This is a genomic window from Paraburkholderia sp. CI2 (genome assembly GCF_014201055.1).
Taxonomy (GTDB): Bacteria; Pseudomonadota; Gammaproteobacteria; order Burkholderiales; family Burkholderiaceae; genus Paraburkholderia; species Paraburkholderia tuberum.
In genome coordinates this window covers 57,182-75,017 of record NZ_JACHDL010000015.1, presented here as the reverse complement: position 1 = coordinate 75,017, position 17,836 = coordinate 57,182, and the positions used below count along the sequence as shown (strand labels likewise).

The window sequence follows — 17,836 nt, the reverse complement described above, 5'->3', positions numbered from 1 at the left end:
ATCTGCGAAGCTCTTGTGGTCAAGGATTGGTGCCGTAAATCCGGCGGTTGTGCGGTGAAGGAGTGCTTTCTTACCTGGGGAGATCTCGCCTCATGCCTGAAAGGGCAACGGTGTCGAACCGGAGCGAGAAGTCAGCCGAGGTCGTAGTAGTCACAGGACAGGTCGGCAAGGCTGAAGCTGGTGACGAAGGACCGAACGGGAAGGAGTGTTCAGGGATATGCCGATGCGGCAGGCAATGCGTCAGATGCCCGTGCAAACGGGGCGAGCGGGAGCAGCGCGTGGTGAAGCTGCGCATGTACCTGTGAGCGACGAAGCCGGCTGCCCGCGGCATGAACCCGGGAGCACAGGGTCAGCGTTGATGGAAGCGGCGTTGACGAGAGAGAACCTGAAGCGGGCGTTCAAACGGGTGCGGGGCAACAAAGGAGCCGCTGGCGTGGATGGTCTGAGCGTTGACCAGACTGCGCGCCATCTGGTGACGGCGTGGCCAGCGATTCGTGAACAACTGCTGAAGGGGACGTACCGGCCCAGCCCGTACGGCGGGTGACGATTCCGAAGCCGGACGGAGGCGCGCGCGAGCTTGGTATCCCGACGGTAACGGACCGGTTGATCCAGCAGGCTCTGCTGCAGGTGCTGCAGCCGGTTCTGGATCCCACCTTCAGCGAGCATAGCTACGGCTTCCGGCCCGGACGGCGTGCACACGATGCGGTGCTTGCCGCGCAGTCGTACGTGCAGCCATGCCGGAAAACCGCGCTTAGGGACGTGCTCGCTTCACTTTCCGTCGCAGCAATTATTAGGACAACCGGGGGTCAGTTCAATCTCCACACGTCGGACCTTTTCAGGCGGCTCGACGAAATGCTCAAGGGGCTTGTATATTCCAGCGCGGACGTCGTATGGAACTTGAGTAAGACCAAACTGCATCAGCATTGCCTTTGTTGTGTCCGCACGTTGCATTGCCAACTGCTTAGGCTCTTTTTCGCTTGCCTCAGCCACTCCACCAATGGACAGTACCTCTTGAATAGGATACTTAAGGCGCATGTCGATGGCCCAATTTGCCAATTTTAAAATTTGATCCGCCGATACCTGCGTCGAGTTTCTTTCAAAATACAAATCGATATTTTGACCCGGAAGGTTCTGAGATGTATTGCATGCTTGTGCGCTGATAGACAGCAGCCCAAATGCCAAGGCACCCAATTTAATATTCATATACGACGTATCCCGCCAGGCTATCTGCATTATTAATTGCTTGCTGCGGATTTTCTTGCCCCCAGGTTGCCAAGAATCTTGTGATCGTATATTTCCAATCTTTGCTCCCAAAAGTGTCCGTAAAGTGCGTGCACTCATGAATGATCGTTGACAGCTTCGAATCCCCTCCTGACGTGAAATCGCGGGTTTCGCAAAAGACCTCGTGAATACTAATGGTATGCGTGGCTGTATCAGGGGCGCAAACGTGCGCAGCAGAACCACTGCTGACCGGATGGGGCAAACACCCAAGAACACGGTCAAGCTCAGGAGACTGCCGAATAAAATTCTTAGGTTGGAGACCACGCATAACTCTATTGACTGCGGTAAATCCTTGAATCAGAAGATTGCGCGTTGCATTGTCCTTCGTGCCAAACCAATTGGCGACGCGCGCTTGCTCTGAAAGACTCCATGTGTTCAATGCAGCTATTCGCTTGTCAACCAAAACAACCGCATCGTCGCGCAACTTCATGACCTTGGCGCGAAATTCGGCGTCCGTCATGTTTGGGCATATTGGTGTAGTGTCAATTGTCACATAAACCATTGAGCCCGGATTCGTGTTCGTCACTGCGCCAGAATGAACCTCGAACCATTCTTCATTTTCGTTCGCCTTGAAACCGTACTTATTGCGTTCACCAGATTCGTTCATTCCGGATTTCTCCTGTAATGTAAAGTGTCAAGCTTGATACTGCATTCGTCTTGATGCGTTCGGTCTTTCCATGCGTCTCGATCCCTCACTACAGGAATCCCCATCAGACGCCCGCGCTGATTTCGAGTATTAGCCGCCGCGCGTCTTTGGTGCTGATTCGCTGTGTGCGACCTGCGGCGTCCGTGACGCCACTTGCTACTACGTTCAGACCAACACGCGCTCGATAGCGCGCGTTCGCGAATGGTCGGCCTTTACGATCTCTCAGTACGAACTGTTCATCGAAACGATTCCGGGAGCGTTCCCGGCAATCGCACGCCCATGCGTAACCGAGGGCTTCAGCCATCTCGTAACCATTTGAATACGACTTCAGCCTATCGAACGGAAACCATTCGCCGGTTTCTGCGTTCAGCGCCATTGCGGACGGCATTGGCGGGAAGTTTGAGTAGATTGAATAGGTGATACGGCAAAGCTGGCATTCTTCCTTGCCCCCGGTTTCATCCTGTTTCTGTTGTTCCATCTGACCTCTGCTGATTTTCCAGAACACACCCGACGAATAAACCATCCAAACCGCGACACGGTCAATGACTTTAAATTGAGATAAAACTGTTGTGACAGATATTCACAATTGCTCTGCCCATCTCATTTTCAGGTGCATTTTTCCAGTGTCACCGTCCAACAAAAAAAAGCGGCATTGAGCCGCTTTTTTTCCGTAAGTGATCGACGCCGGTTAGTGCTTTGTCCACGAAGCGTCCATAGCCGCCAGTTTCCCGTTCGCGCCCTGCGCAGCGTCAGCGAGAATCGCTGCGGCGTCCTGCGGTGTCAGTTGGCGGTTAGGAAGCCCCTTGGCGTCGAGCGCAAGCACCGTGAACAGTTCCTGATCGCAGCGATTGGCGGCGTGGTAGTCCTCGCCGAGCTGGATCATCATCTCCAGCAGGTTCCGGTGTTCGTGCCTTTCCTCTGCAGTCACAGCAGGACTCCTGAGCATCGAGGTCGCAAGTGTAATCAGATGTCGGAGTTGCTGCCCCTGCCGGTCGCAAAGATGGAAGGCGGCCAGCGCGAGCCGTTCATACTGGAGAGCGTCTACAGGGGGACGGTAGGGAGATTGCTGCTTCCTGGTGGGTTTGGTCATGCACGGTCCCGGTTATCGTGAAAGATCGCCCGGACACATAGGGAGGTCCCGCGCGCGCTGGAAACCGACGAGATCGCCGGCGTGGTTGCGGCCTACCGGCACGGCGCTGAAAACGCCAGAAAGGCAGGGTTCGACGGCGTGGAAGTCCACTGCGCCAACGGTTATCTGCTTGACCAGTTCCTGCAGGACTCCACCAATCAGCGCACTGACGCATATGGTAGGTCGATCGAGAACCGTGCGAGACTGCTGCTCGAAGTCACGGACGCGTGCGTCGCCATATGGGGCGCCAACCGGGTCGGCGTGCATCTGTCTGCGCGCGGTGACGTGAAGTCGATGGGCGATTCGGACCCTGCGGCCACCTTCGGCTATGTCGCAGGCGAGCTCGGCAAACGCCGCATTGCCTTCATCTGCGCGCGTGAAGCGCTGGGAGACGACCGGCTCGGACCCGCGCTGAAGGCAGCATTCGGTGGCATCTATATCGCCAACGAAAAGATGACCAAGCACACCGCCGAACGTTTGCTTGCGGTCGGCGACGCCGACGCGGTTGCTTTCGGGCAGATGTTCATCGCCAACCCGGACCTGCCGCGCCGACTTAGATTGGACGCATCGCTCAATGAGCCGCGGCCCGATATGTTCTATCACCCAGGGGCGGAAGGGTACACGGATTACCCGGCGCTTGCCTGACCGTACAAATAGCCACTCCCGGGCCTCGCGCCGGCGAGGCTTTCTTTGGGACGATCAGCCCAGACAACGGAGAAGCCCGCCAGGTCGACGTACGCTTGCACCAGGAGATGCCGCTTCGGACCTCATCCGCATAGCCAGCCAGGTGCCCATGGGTCAACGCCGTTCTTACCGTATGTTTCACAACTCAAGGCGAACATGGAAGCAGCGATCGTCCCTAGGCATGCACCGGCATCGCAGACGAAAGCGAACGAATCGACAAGCCGTTTTTGGAGCCGGAGCTCTGGTCCCCCAGCGGTCAGTCGATGGCTGGCGAACAAACTTCGCCGTCCATCGCACCGGGAGCGCGGCCCATCCCGAAAGAGTCCGGGTGGGCTGCATCAGCTTGCAGGCATGCCCGGAATGCTGACGCCGAACGACTGAAGCAATAGCACCGCATTCAGCGCGAGGATGACGACCGTCGCGGCAATCGCTGCAATGTCCGTTAGCCGTCTATTGACGAACTCGCCCATGATGTCTTTGCGGCGGGTGAAGAGCACCAGCGCCACCATTGGGATCGGCAACGCAAACGAAAGTACGACCTGACTGATCACCAGCGCCTGGGTGGCATTCACGCCGAGGCCGACCACCACGAACGCCGGCACCATGGTCACCAGACGTCGCACCCAGACGGGAATCCGGAAACCGACGAAGCCCTGCATGATCATCTGGCCAGCCATGGTGCCGACAACGGAACTGGAGATACCCGAGCTGATGAGCGAAATCAGGAAAACCGCCGCCGCGCCCGCACCGAGCAACGGCGTGAGCGTATGGTAAGCAGTTTCGATTTCCGCGACGTCGCGGTGGCCGGCATGGAATGCCGCGCTGGCCATGATTACCATGGCCATGTTGACGAGACCTGCGAAGAAAAGCGCAACGATGACTTCCCGGTTCGAAAAACGCAGCAGTGCGCGGTGCTCGCTCGCGTTGCTCGCCGGAGTCCGGCCCTGAGTCAGCCCGGAATGGAGATAGATCGCATGTGGCATCACGGTGGCGCCCACGATACCGACCGAAACGGTCAGCGCTTCCCGGTTCGGCATTGAGGGTAAGATCGAGTGCAATCCGGCCTGTCCCCATGCGACGGGCGCAATGAACAATTCCACCAGGTAACACAGACCGATCACAGCAACGAGCGCGCCGATGATGATCTCCATTGGCCGGTAGCCGCTTTTTTCAAACACCAGGATGCCGTATGTCACCACGGCGGTCACCGCCATGCCGGCCATCAACGGCATTTTGAGCAGCAACGCGAGGCCGATTGCGCCACCGAGGAATTCGGCCAGGTCGGTTGCCATCGCAGCCACTTCGCTGACACACCACATGACGAAGACGGCCTTGCGCGGCAGTTGCTCGCGACACATTTCCGCCAGATTACGGCCCGTCACGATGCCGAGTTTGGCAGAGAGCGCCTGGAACAGCATGGCGATCAGGTTGGCCATCAGTACCACCCACAGCAGCGTGTACCCAAACTGGGAACCGGCCTGGATGTTGGTCGCGAAATTGCCTGGGTCCATGTAGGCGATCGAGGCAATCACTGCGGGCCCGGCGAACAGCAGAGCAGAGCGCAAGCCGGTTCGTTTGCCGGCCAGCACATCGCGAATCGCAACAGTCGTGCGATCTGTGAGCGTATTTTTGCCGGCAGTGCTGTTCATGGACACTTCCCGACTTCTCTGGACAAACGTGGCACTGCTATTACTCCAGGTTCTTTAGCGCGTGATGGCAATATACAACGGCCAAACTCCGCGGATGAACGGGGCGGGTGCTGCGCAAAGCGCGCCCGGGGCCGCGGGAAGCTCGGTCAAATACGGCGAAATCGCATGCGCATCGTCAGCTTCGCCCGAAATTTGTTAGGCTACTGACAGGAAGCGGTTGAGCATCGCTCCATATCAGCGCCATTCGCAATTCGTCCTTGCGTGACGGTGAATCCATCCAGCAGAATGAGTGGTTGATTCTCTCATGCACGCCCTCCATGAAGCTTTCACGTCGCGAAGTACTTGGCCGTAGTCTGGCCATTCCCCTGAGTCTCGGCCTGTCGCCTTTCCTCGCCCTTCGTTCAGGTATCGCCAGCGCGGCGCCCCCCAATCTCGCTATCGTAATGAATTCCGGCGAAGCCAGCGTTTCGGTCATCGACATGGCGTCGCACAAGATCGTCCGGACATTGCCGACGTTGCGCGAACCCAGTCACTGGGCGCTTTCGCGCGACAGAAGCAAGCTCTATATTGCCGACGCCAGCGGCAATGCACTGTTCATTGTCGACCCGCACACCGGTTTGGCGCTTGGCCATAAGGTGATCGCCGATCCGTACCAGCTTGGCTTCACGCCGGATTTCCGCTACCTCGTCGTCAATGCACTGCGGCTCAACTATGTCGACATCTACCGCCCCGACGACCTGACGCTCGTCAAGCGCTTCTCGCCCGGCGGCATGCCGAGCCACCTCGACTTCTCGCCGGACTCGCGCTGGAGCTTCAATTCGATGCAGGAGTCCGGCACGCTCGTTTCATTCGACCTGACGAACCTGACGATCCGCTGGAAGTCGAACGTCGGATCGACCCCCGCCGGCGTGCTCTGGCACAACGGCAAGGTACTGGTCTGCGTGATGGGCAGCGACCATGTGGCGGAAGTCGATCCAGTGACGGGTAACGTGCTGCGGCGGGTGAAAACCGGCGTCGGCCCGCACAATGTCTTTCTTACGCCCGACGGCGCGACGCTCTACGTGAGCAACCGGATCGGCGGCTCGCTGGTGGCGCTCGATCCAACCACCCTCGAGCTTCGTCGTACCTATCCGTTCCACGCTGCGGGGCCAGATGATATTGCTGTCGGCCCCGACGGCAAGCTATGGGTGACGCTGCGTTTCCGGGAGCAGGTCGCCGTACTCGATCCAGCCAGCGGTAACTATGAGACCATTAATGTCGGACGCTCGCCGCACGGCATCTTCCTCACCACCGAAATGAGCCGCCCAGGTCTCGTTACCGCCGAAACGCTCTAACGCCCATCATGCTGATATTTCTCGACAGATTCTTCAATATGCTGGCCGGTGAAATCGACCAGTATCTCGTTCTGCCGTTGCTGTATCACTTCGGCTGGATGCAATGGGAAGAGCTTTCCTTCGACTGGGCGCTAATCTGCGTCTATGGCCTCTTCGCGGTTATCGTCACGTATGCGGTTTGCTGGCCGCTCGAAGCACTCTTTCCGATCGAACGCTGGGATGACCGCAAAGCCGTCGTAACCGACGCGTTCTATACGATCCTCAACCGCGTCGGGGTGTTGCCTGTCGTCAGTTTCCTGCTGTTCTACCAGGTGCAGGTGTGGGTGAACGGCTTCGTGGTCGATCACGGCTACATACCGCCAACGCTTGAGACGTTGATACCGCCGCTTCTCGGACATCCGGTCATTACCTTCATCGCGTACGCGCTGATTCTGGACTGTGCCGATTACTGGCGTCACCGCCTGTCGCACTCATACCGTAGCTGGTACGCACTGCATGCGTTGCATCATGCGCAGCGACAGATGAGTTTCTGGTCGGACGACCGCAACCATCTGCTTGACGACCTGGTCGCCGCAATCTGGTTCGGCATCGTCGGCCTCGCGATCGGTATTCCGCCGCTGCAGTTTCCGCTGCTGTTCCTGTTCATGCGCTTCATCGAAAGCCTGAGCCACGCCAATATCAAGCTTTCGTTCGGCTGGCTCGGGGACCGGTTGATCGTCTCGCCACGCTTTCACCGGTTGCATCATGGCCTGCGCGCGGCCGGCCGCAATTCCTGTAACTACGGCGCCGTCTTCCCGATCTGGGACGTCGTGTTTGGTACAGCGGACTTCTCCGCCGAGTACCCGCCTACAGGCGACCGGCGCGCACCGGAATCGATGGCCACGGGCGGCTACATCGCACAGCAACTGGGCGGCTTGCAGTTTTTCCTTGAACAGTGGCGGCAACCGGCAAAGGCTCGCCGCAGTTCCTCCTGAGAACATCCCTGCATTGCGCCAATGCCCAAACGGGCCGGTTCATGTGCGCCTGGATTTGGTCCGGACCGGCTGGTGCAAAGAACCTGTCAGCAGACCGTAAAGCATCTGCTCTGTGCCTTTGAACCTGAGGTGCGATAATTGCAGTTGCCGGTTTCAGAATGCCCGGATGCCGGCATTTACCCTCGCTCTATCCAGCTATCCTCAGTTCAAAGAGTTCGAAGTGGTAAAGACTCTCAAGCAAAGATCAGGGCACATACACGTCGCGATACGGCCTGCGTTCCGGCAACATAGGGGGCTGTCTCTCCCCGACGCGACGCGCCCGTCAAGGCGCCCATGGAGTGAATGATGTTGCGCAGAACCAGTTCCTGGTTTGTGCGTTACACGCCCCGCGCGCGCGTTCGCACGCTCGCGCGTAAAGCGATCGGGCTGGCAATCTTTGTCAGCGGTTCCGCAGTGATTGTCGTGTATCTGCTACGACGCGTCTCCGAAGGCTAAACGTCAAAGACAGGCGTGGCGCATTTGATTTCCAGGCAGTCCCGCGATGCAAACGTCGGGCGTCTGGAGCTACAGAGCAGCGCCCTCGCGGCTGGCAGCCCGACGCTTCGACTTCCTTTGCCTGGTGTTCAGGCGCGATCACCGGAGGCACAAGGCAGCCGTAGTGTTAGAACGGGCAGCGCAGGTGACGCAGTGACGTACCTGCTAAATCTGGTTGGCGATGACAGTTACGGTATGGCCGTGAGTGCCGCAATCTCGATGACAACGTCTGTCACTTGAATGGCAGCGTTCGCGGAGTCAGCGGTCGCTCGCGTAATGCCGTTAGACGTCTCAAACTAGCCGACACCCGTCCGACGCGATCGGCCGCGCCCGGACCCGTTTCTGCCACTGCGGTAAGTTTCCCATGATGGACACCTCCTGTTCCAAAGGATAGGTGTGCACGAAAGCGGGTCAACTCCACAGCACGAAAAACGCATCCATACATGGCCGGAGACCCGCCTCTAATTAAACTCGTCATCAATATCTACTGCGTGATTCGTATGAAGGTCAAATTGGAAAGGCAATGACGAAGACGATTCGCTGCCAGTGGGACAGTGGAGAGATCGCGCTGGACGTGGATGAGGCCGGTAGCGGCGCTTCGGTCGTCCTCCTGCCGGCCCTGAGTACGATTTCCACGCGCCTGGAGATGCGCCCGCTGCTCGACTTGCTCGCGCCTCAGTTTCACGTGACGACGGTTGATTGGCCGGGGTTCGGCGATCAGGCGCGGCCAAAGGAAGAATGGTCGCCGGAGCTTCTCTCGGAGTTTCTTAACTGGTTTCTAAGCGACATCGTGGCACCACCGCACGCCATTGTGGCGGCCGGACATGCAGCCACCTATGCGCTTTACCAGGCCGTCTTGCGCTCAGATACGGTTGATCGCCTGGTCCTCATCGCACCGACGTGGCGCGGCCCGTTGCCGACGATGATGGGTGGCCAGCGGGCCTGGTTCTCCCGTGTGCGCTCTGCCATTGTTCACCCCCTCGCTGGCCCGCTTCTCTACCGGCTCAACGTCAGCCGCCATGTCATCACCATGATGGCGAGAGAACACGTTTACAGCGATCCTGACTGGCTTGGCGGCGATCGTCTCGCGGCCAAACTCGCCGTCACCCGTGCACCCGGAGCCCGGCACAGTTCGGTACGCTTTGTGACCGGTGCGCTAGACCGGGTCGCCAACCGTGCGGCGTTCCTTGATCTTGCGCGCCGAGCCAACATTCCGATCCTCGTGATCTACGGCGATCAGACGCCGCCGAAATCGCGTGTCGAAATGGAGGCGTTAGGACAATTGCCAAATGTTCAGGTTGAATGGGTCATGAAGGGCAAGCTCGCGATTCACGAAGAGTTTCCAGAAATCGTCTCCATTGCCATCAGGCGGTTTTTGACGAAGGAATCGCCGCTTTAGACGATCAACGACAGACCGTCATAGCCAGACGCTCTGGAATGCTTCCTCTATCAACTGTCACGCACAGGACGATGCCTGGAACTCCATCGCGCTGCACACATCGCCAGGCATCCCGGAGCGCGTGTCGCCGCTCGCGAAAGTACTTGCAGCCGCAGTGTGCACGGATCTCTTCGCAGCGCATTTCGAAACCCGCAGGGATGGGGAGCGCGCTGTCGAGCGCGGTGCGCACCTCATGGATGACGCGCATCGCGATCCAGCCGGGCATCAATCATCCGCATTACAGACAGCGGGTTATCCGGGCGACGCATAGCCAAATATGGCCGCATTACGAATCGATGTGCACCGACACGCCGGTCGACGAGTAGACCGGCGTCGCCTTGTGGCCGTCGACCGTGATCGTCGTGAACTGCTTCGTCGCCCCGTTGCCATCGATCAGATCGATGGTGTCGCCGACCTTGGGCGCATAGCCGCTCACGAACTTCACGTGTAGCGTGCCGCCGGCGATGGTCAGCTGATTACCAACGTGCAGTTGGCCGGCGCCTTTACCGTCAATGTCGAGTTCGAGTGTCGTGCCGGCGAGCTGCGTGTACTTGCCGACGATGGACACGGGCGACGCCGCCGCGATGGTGATGCCACCCGCACCCACATACACGTCGCCCGTGCCGAACGCATTCGGAGAATCGGCCTCGAGCACGCCGCCGCTTACCTGGGAGCCGCCCGACCAGGTGTTGTTGCCGCCGAGCTTCAATGTTCCGCTACCCTGCAGCGTCAACTTCCCTGCGCCGGCAATGTCGTTGCGCCACAAATCCGACGCGTTGAATCCGCCCTGGGACGCATCCATCGAAACGATGACGCTGCCATGGAACGCACCATATCCGTCCCCGGCTGCAAACATGTTGAGGCGGCCCCATCCTTCCGCATCGTCCATGACCGGATAGCCGGAAGGAAGCTCGGTCGTTTTGAGCACCACGCGGCGCTGCTCAGCGCTCAGATACGGAAAGCGCGTCTCCAGTAACACCTCCGCACCCTTCGGCACAACGGGAGGCGCATTGGTCGATTCGATCGGAGCAAAGCCGAACGTCATACGGCGAGTGAAGTCCGCTTTGTTCGTCGCGTAGTCGGCGAAGCGGTCCGTCGCTGCCGTGCCGGAGTGGGCGAAAGCGGCGAAGCTCATCGAATTGGTATTCGTCGACTGCATCAGGGCCGCGTGCGCCTGGCTAAATGCGGCGCTCTTCAACGTGGCGTTGCTCGGATCGGAAAGATTCGCAGCAGTCGCCGCAAGTGCAAACATTCGACCAGCAATGACGTCGAGCGGCGAGTGCATACCGGCGAAAATGCGGTTTTCGCCAAGTTCGAGGCCGCGGCTCGCCATCTCCTGGAACCGCTCCGGCAGCACGTAGGCCATCGTCATCGCGTCGCGCATGGCCTCCGCCTCGTGACCGCTGATAAATCCGCCATCGGTCGAAGGCGTGGTGCTCTCGGCAGGCACCAGAGTCGGATCTACCACGACACTCGTGCTCCAGCGGTATGGCCGCGCGTATTTGTAGAAGCGCTTGGCCGGCTCGGTGGACGCGTTGTTGCCCATGATGTTGAGCAGGTCGACAACCTGGCCGAAACTGGTGTTGCCGCCACTGCTGCCGACGCCGATGTTGTTGCCGTTGTCGTTGTACAGAACGGTCGTCGCATCCGCCGGAATCGACGTGATGGTCGTTACCTGCTGCGCCGCCGCGCGCCACGCATTGGTGAGCGGTCCCATGCCATCGGTCACGCTATAACCTTTGCCGCGCCGGTCGTCGTAGTAGGCTGCGTCGGCCTGTGCCGGAGTTCGGTTGGTCGTCTCGGCGACCACGAATTGAATGTTTGCGGCATGGACGGCACTGTTCACGACAGCCCCACCCGGCGTACCGTCATTGGGTAGTCCTGTCCACGTGGACTGCACGACAGCCGGAAAGGAACCATTGGCGGGCGCGGAGACACCCGCATCGACGATCTCGGTCAACGGTTGCCAGATGTCGAGGAATCGCGAGACGACACGCACGCCCGCATTCGTGGCGAGCGTCGCATATCGCGCATCGCCGCGCTGGTTAGTCGCAATCGTGTCGACGAACGCGGGCACGTCGGGGATTGCGGCGTTGTCGACAAAACCGGGGTCGGCAGGGGGCGCCGGGATCGAGGCCGTCGCCGTCGTCGTCGAAGTGTTCGAGGCGCTCGGCGTAGAAGAATCATTGCTACCACCGCACGCGGCTAGTACCGCCACGCTTGCGAGCACCGTGAGGCGCAGCGGGAGAGGGACGCGAAAATGTGGCATCACGAGACTTTCTTGTGGTTGTTGGTGGCGTCGGATTGTGCGGGTGAATTATTACGGCATTGTTGCGACTGATTACGCGGTATCGGATATCGTGGCGCGATTCGCAGGTATCCCGGAAGACCTGGTGGTCGAAGCTGCACATGCGTCGCAGACGTGTGAACGCAGAACTCCTTAGTATTTGATTGCGGCTCATCCGCATTCGCGAAGCATGCGAAAGGTTTCATTCCGCGAGGTATTGGTGCAATGTCGATTCGGAACGCCAACCACAGGGCGATCCTTTAACGGACAACCGTTTCGCGTGAGCCTAAAACCACCCCTTTACCGTCGCCACTCGCCAGACGACAAACATGACGAGGCCCACCGACGCGGCGGTCAACAGAATGAAATCAATCGAGCGCACTAGCTTTTTCATATCGACGTTGGATCGGACGCGCGACGTCCGCATGAGAACCGGAAGTTAGGCGCGTGGAAGTACCGAAACGCTCGCATGGAATGTCGAACGCTCACCAGTACTTCAGTGATGCGAGAAAAGCGCGTTATCTGAGGGCGTTGCGAAGGAAAGGCGATGTCCGGATTGCGAATTCACTACCGGCCCTGAACCGTAGTCGTTATTCGCGTGTGCCTGCCGCGGGCTGCTCTCGTCCGGATAGTGCACTTTCGACTGATGGAGCGTGCCGTTCTGTTCGGCCTGTATGACGTTCGCTTCCACCTCGGAGCGACTGAGGGGCTGCGCCGACGAGAGCGCTGGAATGGCGATTGTGGTTGCAAGGATCGCATGAGCGATAAGTACTTTCATAAGTTGGCTCCTTGGTGAATAAGCAAATTTCGATGGATCGAATGGACCACGCTAACTGCATGGAAAGCGAGTCGATCTTCACGCTGAGGTGGACCGCGAACAGATAGCGATCGACGGGGCGCCCGGGATTCAGTGCGTGGATATGACGGTACGCCCTGCAACCTTAAAAGCCGCTTATGCCGTCTCCGAAAAATGCGCGGCGTCCGCCAGCCATGCTCCGACCGTTTATCGATAAAGGCGATTTGGCAGTCTCTTTGACGAACCGGGTTCGCCTGACTCGCCAAGCACTGCGGACTGACCCGCCGCAACCGCGAATATCCGCACTTCGCCGCCAAACCGGGCCATCATGGCGAGCATTCAGCAGATGTTTTTCGAGCGGACGGAGGCTGCGTTTGTTGCAAGCGCCGCTTCAGTACCGCACGCTCCGACGCGCCTCGCGCTTGCTCGCATGGCGTGGACGACGGACGGCCACCGGGCACCACGCGTTAGCGCCCGGCATTGGACGACTGAACGGTCTGATCAAATCAGGGTCGGTAAATATGTGCGCTATCGAACACACGCCGGCGAGTCGAATGTCCATGATTTACCGGTAAACGTCATTCCCCTAAGCCGTTTCGAAGTGGCCAGCCGGACTGACTTCGATGGGTGTCAGCATGGCTTGTGCGTAACGCGCTATATTTGAAATCTCACTGCGCGATGCGGCAATGCTCGTATTCGCCCGACAGGCGACGATCTCGAGCTTCTTCTGCACGGCGACGCCCTACTTGCCGCGCGTGTATGCGCCGCGAAAGCTTCGTCTATCGTTGTGAGCGTTGGTGATTATCAATCCCCGAGATTAACCGGGCTCGTGTTGGACCGTTGCAGACAGGCCTGGCTCGGGTCTTCCGCTTAACCACGACTTCACAGGACGGCAATATGTCACTTCGTATCAATGACACCGCGCCCAACTTCAGCGCGCGGACCACGCAGGGCACCATCGATTTCCACGACTGGATCGGCGACCAATGGGCGGTCCTGTTCTCTCATCCGAAAGACTTCACGCCGGTTTGCACGACTGAACTGGGCTACATGGCGAAGATCGAGCCGGAGTTCACCAGGCGCAACGCGAAGCTGATCGGGTTGTCGGTCGATCCGGTCGAAGACCACGAAAAATGGGCCGCGGACATCGAGGAAACGCAGGGCGCCGCCGTCAAATACCCGATGATCGGCGACACCGACCTCGCGATCGCCAAGCTGTACAACATGCTGCCGGCCGACGCGGGCGATACCAGCGAGGGCCGCACCGCCGCGACCAACGCGACCGTGCGCTCGGTCTTCATCATCGGTCCCGACAAGAAGATCAAGCTGACGCTGACCTACCCGATGAGCACCGGCCGCAACTTCGACGAAATCCTGCGCGTGCTCGATTCGATCCAACTGACCGCCAAACACAAGGTCGCGACGCCGGTCAACTGGAAGCAGGGCGAAGACGTGATCATCACGTCCGCGGTCAGCAACGACGAGGCGCAGCAGATTTTCCCTGGTTTCAAGACCATCAAACCGTATCTGCGCACCACCAGGCAACCGGGTTGACAGATGTGGCACGGCGGCCGCGTGCGGCCGCCTCGCCGACCTTCCTGAGGGATACAGATGATTTTTCGTCAGCTGTTCGATCCTGCTTCGTCGACCTACACGTACTTACTCGGCGACAGCGGCGAGGCGGTGCTCATCGACCCCGTCTACGAGCAGGTGCCGCGCGATCAGGCGCTGCTGCGCGAGCTGGGCCTATGGCTGCTCACGACGCTCGATACCCACGTGCACGCTGATCACGTAACCGGCGCATGGCGCATGCGTTTGCGTTGCGGCAGCGAGATCGGGCTTGCCGGGGTCGTCGAGGCGAAAGGCGTCACGCGAGCGCTCGCGCATGGCGATCGGATCGACTTCGGCACGCGTCATCTGACCGTGCGCGCGACGCCTGGCCATACGAACGGCTGCCTGACCTACGTGCTCGACGATCTGAGCATGGCCTTTACCGGCGACAGCCTGCTGATTCGCGGCTGTGGCCGCACCGATTTCCAGCAGGGCAGTCCGCAGCAGTTGTTCGCGTCCGTGCGCGAGCAGATCCTGTCACTGCCGGACGACTGCCTCCTCTATCCCGCGCACGATTATCGCGGCATCACGGTGACGAGCGTGACCGAGGAGCGGCGCTTCAATCCGCGTCTGGGCGGCGACGTCGACGTCGGCGATTTCGCCGGGTACATGAACAACCTGAATTTGCCGCATCCGAAGCAGATGGCGGTCGCGGTGCCCGCAAACATGCGTTGCGGGCAGCCGGAAGGCGGCGCCGAAGTTGCGACCGAAACGCCGGATTGGGCACCGTTGACGCTGCGCTTTAGCGGCGTGTGGGAAATCGAGCCGATGGCGCTGCTCGAACATGGCGCTGCGTTTCAGATCGTCGATGTGCGCGAGGCGCCCGAGTTCATCGATCGTTTGGGTCATCTGCCGGGCGCGAAGCTGGTGCCGCTGTCGCAATTGACAGGGCGGCTCGATGAACTGGAGCGCGAGCGGCCGGTGGTCGCGGTGTGCCGGTCCGGCGTGCGCTCGGCGCAGGCAAGCGTGCTGCTGACGAAGGCGGGGTTCGGCAAGGTGGCGAATCTTGCCGGTGGGATGCTGCGGTGGAGGACGGAGGGGTTGCCGGTTGCGTCGGATAGTGTTTGAGGGGGAATCGGCGCTTCGGAACCCCACAAGCTCAGCCTTGGCCTTGGCGACAGCCTCGACCTTGCCCCAAAGCCGCGCCAGCCTTCGAATAGCCAGCGCTCCGTTGCGCCGGCCGCGTGACCAGCCAGATCCCCCGCATACGAGCACCAGGAAATTGAAAACGGTAACTTTGCCAACGTCGTTATATTTCAGCAGAAGACTCCACAAGGTGAAGGCCACTGCGGACAGCAAAGCGAGATGGGCCAGCAATGCCATCGATCCCAGCGTGAACGCGTGCAACGAACCACCGGTCGCGTAGCCCGCCGCAAGCAGAACGGCGCCGCCAAACCCGAGTTGATAACCCGTCATGACCATGACGTCCATGCTCTGCGAAATGCGCTTTCCGGGCGGTTTCAAGGGTGAAGCGCAACTGGGTTAATGAAACGCAGGCGGATGCGGCTGCTTCGCGTCTTGCCACGCGTCGCACGGGCACGGCAAATACGGCCGCCGAGACCCATCGGCCATCGAACGAAATGCCACGGGCGACCGGACGTTACGCCGGCTGCTATGTCCGCATCACTGTGTCGGGCGATCTTCCGACCATGCGCTGGCGAGTGGTGCGCACCTTCACACCTGCGGCGCAGGCACCCGTGGGTCCAGTCATTGTGCGCCGACCGCGCGATGCTCGCTCGCGCGGCTTCACCCGGTGCGGACGTCGATTGTCGATCCGCACGCGACTCGTTCGTCGTATAGATGGAACCGATCAGGTTCATCGCCCAGGAGCACATCATGCGCAAGCACATCGTTTCCATGTTCCTCAGCCTGGATGGCGTCGCTCAATCCCCCGGCGCGCCCGAGGAGGATGCCAGTGGTGATTTTCGTTTGGGTGGCTGGATCGTCCCTTACGCCGACGAAGCGGTCGGCGCAAGTGTGCATCATCTGCTCGCGCAGCCGTTCGAGTTGCTGCTAGGGCGTTGCACGTACGACATATTCGCGTCTTATTGGCCATATGTACCGGCCGATTCACGCAACCGCGACATGGCCGACCAGTTCAATCAGGTCCGCAAGCACGTGGCCACGCATCGATCCGATGCGCTCGGTTGGCACAACAGTCATGCACTGAAGGGCGACCTTGCCGACGCGATACGCGCGCTGAAACTTCAGGACGGTGCCGATCTATTGACGTTCGGCAGCGGCGACATGGTGCGCCAACTGCTGGCGGCGGGCCTCGTGGATGAACTCCAACTCCTGATTTATCCCGTCATCCTCGGGCACGGCAAACGCCTGTTCGGCAACGATGCGCAAGCGTCCGCCTTCACGCTGGCACAGGCGACGAGCACCCCCGGCGGCGTGCTGATCACGCGCTACACCCGCAACGGCGAAGTCCGAACCGGAACGTTCGAGTAAGCGCGAAGCTTCCGATCGACGCTTACAAACGAAGGCCTATTTCTTCCTCACGTCCCGCGCTCGCCTGCCACGCGCCACGGTATCGGCGAACAGGTCGATCACGACCTCGCGCAGCCAGCGATTGCCTTCATCCTGATGGACGCGCTCGTGCCACAACAAATGGATCGGCGCCGCGGGCAGCGTCATCGGCAGCGCGCGCAGGCTGAGCGAGAAGGGCGTGGCCAACTCCAGAGCGAGGCGCTCGGGCACCGTGGCGATCAGGTCGGTACGTTGCAGGATGTAGCCGACGCTCATGAAGTGCGGCACCGTCAGTCGCACCTGACGCCGCACGCCGCGCCGTTTCAGCCACTCGTCCACTTGACCGTGGCCGGTGCCGGCCGACACCACCACCAGATGCTCGGCTTCGCGCCACGCGGAAAGCGTGAGCGGCGCGTCCTCGAGTGGGTGAGTGCGCCTGAACAGACAGACGTAGCGCTGATCGAACAGACGCCGCTGATAGAAACCCCCCTTCAACTGCGGCAACAGACCGATCGCCAGGTCGACCCGGCCGTCGGCCATTTCGTTGCTCAGATTGACGCTCGTATTGCGCACCGTATTCATCGCGATGCCTGGCGCGACGCGCGACAATCGTTCCAGCAATGCGGGCAAAAACACGACTTCGCCAATGTCGGTCATACCGATCGTCATCGTACGGATCTCGCGCAGCGGATCGAAGCCCGTCACCGGATTGAGCGCGGCGTGCAAGGTGGCGAGCGCCTGCGAGACCGGTTCCGCGAGACGCAGCGCGAACGGGGTAGGCACCACGCCGCCCGGCGCCCGCACGAACAGCGGATCACCGAGCAGGCGGCGCAGCTTCGCGAGCGCATTGCTGACGCCCGGCTGGCTCATGTTCATTTGCTCGGCGACGCTCGCCACGCGCCGCTCCTGCATCAGCCGCTGGAACAGCAGCAGCAGGTTGAGATCGAGATCGCTCAGTTCCATGGTCTCGGCATGACCTAAGGTCATTCATTTCAGTGATG

15 protein-coding genes and 3 pseudogenes are annotated in these 17,836 nt (G+C 60.0%); 8 read left to right on the top strand and 10 right to left on the bottom strand.

The window, feature by feature from the left end; all coding sequences use genetic code 11:
* Positions 1-217: 217 nt before the first annotated feature.
* Positions 218-744, top strand: a pseudogene (locus HDG32_RS20775) (reverse transcriptase domain-containing protein); the annotation flags it as partial.
* A gap of 24 nt (positions 745-768) precedes the next feature.
* Here the strand turns inward: HDG32_RS20775 and HDG32_RS20770 are convergent.
* From HDG32_RS20770 to HDG32_RS20755, 4 genes are all read right to left on the bottom strand, one after another.
* Positions 769-1,203 carry a hypothetical protein gene (locus HDG32_RS20770; protein WP_184070507.1) on the bottom strand — a complete coding sequence of 145 codons (435 nt, stop codon included), beginning with the start codon at positions 1,201-1,203 and terminating at the stop codon, positions 769-771.
* Entirely contained in the window at positions 1,193-1,888 is a 696-nt protein-coding gene (locus HDG32_RS20765; protein WP_184070330.1) for a M35 family metallo-endopeptidase, read from the bottom strand. The genes HDG32_RS20770 and HDG32_RS20765 overlap by 11 nt, the downstream gene beginning before the upstream one ends.
* 103 nt (positions 1,889-1,991) lie before the next feature.
* Positions 1,992-2,405 (bottom strand): hypothetical protein, encoded by a 414-nt coding sequence (locus tag HDG32_RS20760; RefSeq protein ID WP_184070328.1) that lies wholly within the window; start codon positions 2,403-2,405, stop codon positions 1,992-1,994.
* A gap of 210 nt (positions 2,406-2,615) precedes the next feature.
* Positions 2,616-3,017, bottom strand: coding sequence for a hypothetical protein (locus HDG32_RS20755; RefSeq protein ID WP_184070326.1), 402 nt, complete (start codon positions 3,015-3,017; stop codon positions 2,616-2,618).
* A 45-nt stretch (positions 3,018-3,062) separates the two neighbouring features.
* On the opposite strand from HDG32_RS20755, the pseudogene HDG32_RS20750 reads away from it, so the two are divergent.
* Positions 3,063-3,701: pseudogene (locus HDG32_RS20750) on the top strand (alkene reductase); the annotation flags it as partial.
* 377 nt (positions 3,702-4,078) lie between these two features.
* Here the strand turns inward: HDG32_RS20750 and HDG32_RS20745 are convergent.
* Positions 4,079-5,389 carry an Nramp family divalent metal transporter gene (locus tag HDG32_RS20745; RefSeq protein ID WP_184070324.1) on the bottom strand — a complete coding sequence of 437 codons (1,311 nt, stop codon included), beginning with the start codon at positions 5,387-5,389 and terminating at the stop codon, positions 4,079-4,081.
* A 317-nt stretch (positions 5,390-5,706) separates the two neighbouring features.
* Between HDG32_RS20745 and HDG32_RS20740 the strand changes: the two genes are divergently transcribed.
* The 3 genes from HDG32_RS20740 to HDG32_RS20730 all read left to right on the top strand — a co-directional run bounded on the left by HDG32_RS20740 (position 5,707) and on the right by HDG32_RS20730 (position 9,630).
* Complete coding sequence (locus tag HDG32_RS20740; protein WP_260336540.1) at positions 5,707-6,723, top strand: YncE family protein; 1,017 nt, start codon at positions 5,707-5,709, stop codon at positions 6,721-6,723.
* 8 nt (positions 6,724-6,731) lie between these two features.
* Positions 6,732-7,697 carry a sterol desaturase family protein gene (locus tag HDG32_RS20735; RefSeq protein WP_184070322.1) on the top strand — a complete coding sequence of 322 codons (966 nt, stop codon included), beginning with the start codon at positions 6,732-6,734 and terminating at the stop codon, positions 7,695-7,697.
* 1,057 nt (positions 7,698-8,754) lie between these two features.
* Positions 8,755-9,630, top strand: coding sequence for an alpha/beta fold hydrolase (locus HDG32_RS20730; protein ID WP_184070320.1), 876 nt, complete (start codon positions 8,755-8,757; stop codon positions 9,628-9,630).
* A 4-nt stretch (positions 9,631-9,634) separates the two neighbouring features.
* On the opposite strand, the gene HDG32_RS37270 is transcribed toward HDG32_RS20730, so the two are convergent.
* The 3 genes from HDG32_RS37270 to HDG32_RS20715 form a co-directional block, all read right to left on the bottom strand.
* Positions 9,635-9,895, bottom strand: coding sequence for a hypothetical protein (locus tag HDG32_RS37270; RefSeq protein WP_184070318.1), 261 nt, complete (start codon positions 9,893-9,895; stop codon positions 9,635-9,637).
* 60 nt (positions 9,896-9,955) lie between these two features.
* Positions 9,956-11,938 (bottom strand): phosphatase PAP2 family protein, encoded by a 1,983-nt coding sequence (locus tag HDG32_RS20720; RefSeq protein ID WP_184070316.1) that lies wholly within the window; start codon positions 11,936-11,938, stop codon positions 9,956-9,958.
* A 514-nt stretch (positions 11,939-12,452) separates the two neighbouring features.
* A complete protein-coding gene (locus HDG32_RS20715) occupies positions 12,453-12,734 on the bottom strand; it encodes a DUF4148 domain-containing protein (RefSeq protein WP_184070314.1) in 282 nt (93 codons plus the stop codon).
* Between the two features lie 915 nt (positions 12,735-13,649).
* On the opposite strand from HDG32_RS20715, the gene HDG32_RS20710 reads away from it, so the two are divergent.
* A complete protein-coding gene (locus tag HDG32_RS20710; RefSeq protein WP_184070312.1) occupies positions 13,650-14,306 on the top strand; it encodes a peroxiredoxin in 657 nt (218 codons plus the stop codon).
* Positions 14,307-14,363: 57 nt separating this feature from the next.
* Positions 14,364-15,431: a rhodanese-like domain-containing protein gene (locus tag HDG32_RS20705; RefSeq protein ID WP_090807797.1), complete on the top strand. Its 1,068-nt coding sequence runs from the start codon at positions 14,364-14,366 to the stop codon at positions 15,429-15,431.
* 195 nt (positions 15,432-15,626) lie between these two features.
* Here the strand turns inward: HDG32_RS20705 and HDG32_RS36535 are convergent.
* Positions 15,627-15,779 (bottom strand): annotated as a pseudogene (locus HDG32_RS36535) (EamA/RhaT family transporter); the annotation flags it as partial.
* Between the two features lie 420 nt (positions 15,780-16,199).
* On the opposite strand from HDG32_RS36535, the gene HDG32_RS20695 reads away from it, so the two are divergent.
* Entirely contained in the window at positions 16,200-16,817 is a 618-nt protein-coding gene (locus HDG32_RS20695; RefSeq protein ID WP_184070310.1) for a dihydrofolate reductase family protein, read from the top strand.
* Between the two features lie 36 nt (positions 16,818-16,853).
* On the opposite strand, the gene HDG32_RS20690 is transcribed toward HDG32_RS20695, so the two are convergent.
* Entirely contained in the window at positions 16,854-17,798 is a 945-nt protein-coding gene (locus HDG32_RS20690) for a LysR family transcriptional regulator (protein ID WP_184070308.1), read from the bottom strand.
* Positions 17,799-17,836: the final 38 nt, after the last annotated feature.

Coding starts and splice junctions, on each gene's coding strand:
- HDG32_RS20770 (WP_184070507.1), bottom strand. CDS start 1,203: ATGAATATTAAATTGGGTGCCTTGGCATTTGGGCTGCTGTCTATCAGC.
- HDG32_RS20765 (WP_184070330.1), bottom strand. CDS start 1,888: ATGAACGAATCTGGTGAACGCAATAAGTACGGTTTCAAGGCGAACGAA.
- HDG32_RS20760 (WP_184070328.1), bottom strand. CDS start 2,405: ATGGAACAACAGAAACAGGATGAAACCGGGGGCAAGGAAGAATGCCAG.
- HDG32_RS20755 (WP_184070326.1), bottom strand. CDS start 3,017: ATGACCAAACCCACCAGGAAGCAGCAATCTCCCTACCGTCCCCCTGTA.
- HDG32_RS20745 (WP_184070324.1), bottom strand. CDS start 5,389: ATGAACAGCACTGCCGGCAAAAATACGCTCACAGATCGCACGACTGTT.
- HDG32_RS20740 (WP_260336540.1), top strand. CDS start 5,707: ATGAAGCTTTCACGTCGCGAAGTACTTGGCCGTAGTCTGGCCATTCCC.
- HDG32_RS20735 (WP_184070322.1), top strand. CDS start 6,732: ATGCTGATATTTCTCGACAGATTCTTCAATATGCTGGCCGGTGAAATC.
- HDG32_RS20730 (WP_184070320.1), top strand. CDS start 8,755: ATGACGAAGACGATTCGCTGCCAGTGGGACAGTGGAGAGATCGCGCTG.
- HDG32_RS37270 (WP_184070318.1), bottom strand. CDS start 9,895: ATGCCCGGCTGGATCGCGATGCGCGTCATCCATGAGGTGCGCACCGCG.
- HDG32_RS20720 (WP_184070316.1), bottom strand. CDS start 11,938: ATGCCACATTTTCGCGTCCCTCTCCCGCTGCGCCTCACGGTGCTCGCA.
- HDG32_RS20715 (WP_184070314.1), bottom strand. CDS start 12,734: ATGAAAGTACTTATCGCTCATGCGATCCTTGCAACCACAATCGCCATT.
- HDG32_RS20710 (WP_184070312.1), top strand. CDS start 13,650: ATGTCACTTCGTATCAATGACACCGCGCCCAACTTCAGCGCGCGGACC.
- HDG32_RS20705 (WP_090807797.1), top strand. CDS start 14,364: ATGATTTTTCGTCAGCTGTTCGATCCTGCTTCGTCGACCTACACGTAC.
- HDG32_RS20695 (WP_184070310.1), top strand. CDS start 16,200: ATGCGCAAGCACATCGTTTCCATGTTCCTCAGCCTGGATGGCGTCGCT.
- HDG32_RS20690 (WP_184070308.1), bottom strand. CDS start 17,798: ATGGAACTGAGCGATCTCGATCTCAACCTGCTGCTGCTGTTCCAGCGG.